5 protein-coding genes are annotated in these 4,712 nt (G+C 70.8%); all 5 read left to right on the top strand.

The window, feature by feature from the left end; genetic code table 11:
* Positions 1–216 precede the first annotated feature (216 nt).
* The 5 genes from ACFU7Y_RS40530 (at position 217) to ACFU7Y_RS40510 (ending at position 4,510) form a co-directional block, all read left to right on the top strand.
* Positions 217–480: a hypothetical protein gene (locus ACFU7Y_RS40530; RefSeq protein ID WP_380771395.1), complete on the top strand. Its 264-nt coding sequence runs from the start codon at positions 217–219 to the stop codon at positions 478–480.
* A 109-nt stretch (positions 481–589) separates the two neighbouring features.
* The gene (locus ACFU7Y_RS40525) at positions 590–3,055 is read left to right on the top strand and encodes a Helicase associated domain protein (protein WP_380771394.1); all 2,466 of its coding nucleotides are present in this window, start codon (positions 590–592) and stop codon (positions 3,053–3,055) included.
* Positions 3,056–3,222: 167 nt separating this feature from the next.
* Complete coding sequence (locus ACFU7Y_RS40520; RefSeq protein WP_380771393.1) at positions 3,223–3,531, top strand: hypothetical protein; 309 nt, start codon at positions 3,223–3,225, stop codon at positions 3,529–3,531.
* A 59-nt stretch (positions 3,532–3,590) separates the two neighbouring features.
* The gene (locus ACFU7Y_RS40515) at positions 3,591–3,896 is read left to right on the top strand and encodes a transposase (protein WP_380771391.1); all 306 of its coding nucleotides are present in this window, start codon (positions 3,591–3,593) and stop codon (positions 3,894–3,896) included.
* Complete coding sequence (locus ACFU7Y_RS40510; RefSeq protein WP_380771389.1) at positions 3,893–4,510, top strand: IS3 family transposase; 618 nt, start codon at positions 3,893–3,895, stop codon at positions 4,508–4,510. The genes ACFU7Y_RS40515 and ACFU7Y_RS40510 overlap by 4 nt, the downstream gene beginning before the upstream one ends.
* Positions 4,511–4,712 lie beyond the last annotated feature (202 nt).

Below are 4,712 nucleotides of genomic sequence, written 5' to 3'. Positions count from 1 at the left end.
GAATGGGGTGGTGACGGGTGGTCATGTATGGGGTCACTCGTTGGGGTGGTACAGGGACGGGCTTCGCCCGTTCTCGTGCATCAAAGACAGCAGCCCGCTAGACTCTGGGTTTCTGGACAGGCTCCGGGTGCCCCTGGAATCCGGAGGATCGCCCGGGTTTGGTGCTCTGAAAAGGGCCCGGACGTGACTCCTCAATGGATGGTGAGTGCTGTGATCGTGCGAGACGCTGACGGCCTTGAGCTGCCGGAGCCCGAGAAGGCGGCGCCGGCCGATCTGTGGCCGGTGCTGCGGATGCTTTCGGGCATCGCTGACGACATGTCACAGGAGCCGCACAGCTTCGCTGTCGCCGGGCCCCTGTTGGTCTCGCAGTTCGAGCGGGTGGCCGAGCTGGGCGAGTGGGTGACGGAGTGCGCCCGCGCGCTGGGCGACGAGCTGGCCGATGACCTGCGCAACGGCCGGAGCTGGCTGGCCGAGGGCTGAGCTGGCGCAGCGGGAAACGGGCCTCCCGCCGAATCCGGGAAGCCCTCGAAAAGGCCGTGGCGGCTTTTATGTCGCGTCGCATGGATTCCGAAAAAGGGAGACAGTTGTTATGGCGAAGAAATTGCGCCTGAACCAGGAAGAGGCGTGCGACGCGGCAGTACGACTTCTGACGCTGCCCGCGTCGGGTCTGGTGCCGCCGGAGGGGCTGCGGTGCCAGATCCGGGCGGCGACGGGGGCGGGCAAGTCGCTGACGGCCGTGCACGTCGCTTCGCGGCTCCACGCGGAGCGGACGCTGGTGATCGTGCCCTCGCTGCCGCTGCTGGAGCAGACGGTCGGGGTCTGGCAGCGGGAGGGGTACGGCGGCCGGATGGTCGGGCTCTGCTCGCTGGCGGGCAACGAACAGCCCCTGGGCTTGCGGTGCACCACCGATCCGGCGGAGCTGGTGAAGTGGACGGCGGGCTCGGGACTGGTCACCGTGTTCGCCACCTACGCCTCGCTGGGCCTGGGCCATCTGGAGAAGGCGCACCAGGCCAGACTGCCGGCCTTCTCGCTGGCGGTGGTGGACGAGGCGCACCGGACCTCGGGGCAGGCTGGGCGGCCGTGGGCAGCGATCCTGGACAACGCCCGGATCCCCTGCGACAGGCGGCTGTTCATGACGGCCACGCCGCGGCTGTGGGCGGTCAAGGACAGCGACAGGGAGCGGGCGGCAGCGTCCGGGATCGAGGCGGCCGAGCTGATCGCCAGCATGGACGACGAGGCGCTGTACGGGCCCGTCGCCCACGACTACCCGCTGGGCACCGCGATCTCGGACGGGGTGATCGCGCCGTACCGGATCCTGTGCGTCGACGTGTCCGACCCCGTCCTCCAGGGCCTGGAGCAGCGCGGTGCGAGCGAGGTGTCGGTGGAGTACCGGGGAGCGCGGCTGGCGGCCTTGCAGACGGCCCTGCTGACCGCGTGCGCGGAGTGGGACCTGTCCCGGGTACTGTCGTTCCACCACATGGTGGCCGAGGCCCGGGCGCTGAGCACCGGCCTGCACGACGTCGCGCGGGTGCTGTGGGAGCAGGACCCCGCTTTGCACCCGCAGCCGGAACTGATCGGTACGACGTGGCTGGAGGCCGAGCACACGCCGGCCGAGCGGCGGGCCGTGCTGGGCACGTTCGCGTCGCTGGTCAGGGATGACGGGTGGCGGCTGCTGCGGTACGTCCTGGCCTCGGTCAAGGTGCTGTCGGAGGGCGTCGACACCTTCGACTGCGACGCGGTGTTCTTCGCGGACGTGCGCGGCTCGATGGTGGACTTGGTCCAGGCCGTCGGGCGGGCGCTGCGGATGCACCCGGGCAGCGGCAAGGTCGCCACCATCGTGGTGCCCGTCCTGCTCGGGGCCAGCGAGAACGGCGACCAGTTGCTCACCTCCCGGGCCTACGACGGGCTGTCCAAGCTCTTGATGGCGCTGCGCGCGCACGACGCGGCCGCCGTCGAGCGCCTGGCCATGCCGCAGTCCGAGACCCGGCCGCCGAGAGAGCCCAGGCACGCCGGGGAGCCGGACGAGCGCCGCTCGGCCGCTGGGGAGGCGCAGCTGTTGCAGTTCTCCACTCAGCGCGACCCGGCGGTGATCGCGGCGTTCGTGCGGACCCGGGTGCTGGAGCCGGAGCGGGCGGAGTTCCGGCGGGGCCTGGAGGAGTTGCTCGCCTACCGGGAGAAGTTCGGCGACGTGCGCGTGCCCTACGCGTACCGGGCCCCGTCCGGGCACCGGCTCGGGGTGTGGGTGGCCGACCAGCGCCGCTACAAGGCCGCCGACGTCCTCGATGCCGAGCGCGTCAAGGAGCTGGACGAGCTGGGCATGATCTGGTCCGCATTCGACACCGCCTTCACCGACAACCTCGCCGCGGTGGCCGGCTATGCGGCCGAGCACGGCCACGCCTGCCCGCCCAACGAGGCCGTCTGGGGCGGGCGCCCGGTCGGCACCATCATGAAGAACCTGCGCACCGCCCAGCGGCGTACCGAGGCCCTCCAGCGCCGTGCGGAGGCCGGCGAGGAGGGGCTGGACTGGACCGGCGCGCTGAGCGCCGGCCGCAAGGCCGTCTTGGACGCGATCGACCCGGGGTGGTGCCCGTCCTGGCCGGTGGAGTGGCGGCGGTGCTTCATCCTGGCCTGGCGCCACGTGAAGGACGGCGGGACGCTGGCCGGGGCCGAGTCGGGCAGCATCGTCGTCCAGGGCGAGGACCTCGCCGGGTGGGGCCGCGCCCAGCAGATCGGCTGGGACAAGCTCGTCCCGGCGCAGCAGTGGGCGCTGGAACACGTCCTCGGCCTGGAGCCACTGCCCGCCGAGCAGAAGCCGGCCGGGAAAGTGAGCCACGCGGAGAAGGAGCAACGCAACCTCGCCGCCGCCGCCCAGTACCGGGCCCGCGAAGGACACCTCAACGTCCCCCGCAAGCACAAGGAACCCCTGGTCCTGTCCGACAGCACGACCGTGCAGATCAGCCTCGGCCTGTTCATCTCCAACAGCCGCAGCAGGCACGCCGACATCCCCACCGAACGCGCCGCACGACTCACCGAACTCGGCATCCGCTGGGCATAGGGCGGGGGCCGGGGCACGCGGGGTGCAGGAGCGGCCGCCAGGGGCCGCGCCGCTCGCCTCCGGAGTCAGGGATAAGTCAAGCCTATTCCCCGGAACGCTCGGGCAAGATCGTCGCGGACCTCAGCCTCCGACCGGGCAGACAGGCTAACGGTCTCCGTGTAGCCAGCATGGGGCATGTCGGTTGGACTTACACCGTAGGGCAGTCCGAGCCTGGCCCACTTCTGAAGGACGGCGCGCTCGACTGCTCGCACGTCTCGGCCGATGAGCTGGATCTGGATGATCTCTTCCCATCGCTGAGCAGCGTGCAGCGCGAGCCTCCTGCTGCCAGCCTTCGCAATGCCGATTTTCGCAGCGCCGAGTGCTCGATGGGCAATCAGGTAGACGAGCGCGTCATCGTCGGCCTTGATCCCATAGGCGCCGCAGGACTCGCATGCGCCGGTGCCCGCGTGCTTGATGCTGTCCAGAAGTGGGCTTGATTCGCTTTGACGGACACCCCTGGTCAGGGGCTTCGGTCCCGGTAAGGATGATGTCCATCATGGAGAGCATGGGGAGGAAGCCGCGCCCTCGCCGCTCGTTCACGCCGGAGTTCAAGGCCGAGATCGTCGAGCTGTGCCGACGCGGCGACCGCTCGGTCGGTCAGGTCGCCAAGGACTTCGACCTGACCGAGACCGCGGTGCGCGACTGGGTGAAGCAGGCCCAGGTCGACGTCGGCGAGCGCGACGGCCTGACCAGCGACGAGTGCGAGGAACTGGCCAGGCTGCGGCGGGAGAACCGCCGCTTGCGCGAGGACGTGGACATCCGCAAGCGCACCACGGCTTTCTTCGCGACGGAGACCCGGTGACGGTGCACCCGTTCATCGAGGCGGAGAAGCAGGCAGGCCACAACGTCAAACGGGCGTGTGAACTGCTCAAGGTCTCCCGAGCCGCCTTCTACGCCCGCCGAACCGCCACCCCCGGCTCCCGCGCGGTCCGCGACGCGGAGCTGACCGAGAAGATCACCGAGGTCCACGCGACCTCGCGCGGCACCTATGGAGCTCCGCGCGTGCACGCCGTCCTGCAGCGCGACGGCGACCGGTGCGGCCGGCGAAGGGTCGCACGCCTGATGCGCCAGGCCGGCCTCGAGGGCCGGCACCGAAGACGGCGCCAGCGCACCACGATCCCCGACCCCCGCGCCGCCACCCGGCCGGACCTGGTCCTGCGCGACTTCCAGCCCCACCCGGCGGCCCTCGATGCGCGCTGGTGCGGCAACATCACCTACATCCCCACCGACGAGGGCTGGCTCTACCTGGCCACCGTCATCGACATCGCCTCCCGCCGCGTCGTCGGCTGGGCCACCGCCGACCACCTGCGGACCGAACTGGTCGCTGGCGCCCTACGGGCCGCCTGCCACACCCGCCGCCCGACCGGACCGGTGATCTTCCACTCCGATCGCGGCTGCCAGGGCGGATTCAACTGATCGTCGCAACACCTCGATCGAGGAGGATGTTGTGGCTCAGGGACGGGCGCGTGCAGCGCTGAAGGCGGGTCGTCCGCCATTGCGGTCGCCGGGTCGGCCTCCGATCAGTCGGCGGGCCGAGCGGCAGCGGTTCTGGCGGTTCGTTGCGAAGGGCCTGACCAGCGAGGATGCCGCCGTCGCGGTCGGCGTGTCGCCGGTGCTG

This window comes from Kitasatospora sp. NPDC057542 (assembly GCF_042801945.1).
Lineage (GTDB): Bacteria > Actinomycetota > Actinomycetes > Streptomycetales > Streptomycetaceae > Kitasatospora.
This window is presented reverse-complemented; position numbering and strand designations above follow the sequence as displayed.

Bases quoted from the DNA above. Each gene is read 5' to 3' on its own strand.
- ACFU7Y_RS40525 (WP_380771394.1), top strand. From the start codon at position 590: ATGGCGAAGAAATTGCGCCTGAACCAGGAAGAGGCGTGCGACGCGGCA.
- ACFU7Y_RS40515 (WP_380771391.1), top strand. From the start codon at position 3,591: ATGGAGAGCATGGGGAGGAAGCCGCGCCCTCGCCGCTCGTTCACGCCG.
- ACFU7Y_RS40520 (WP_380771393.1), top strand. From the start codon at position 3,223: ATGGGGCATGTCGGTTGGACTTACACCGTAGGGCAGTCCGAGCCTGGC.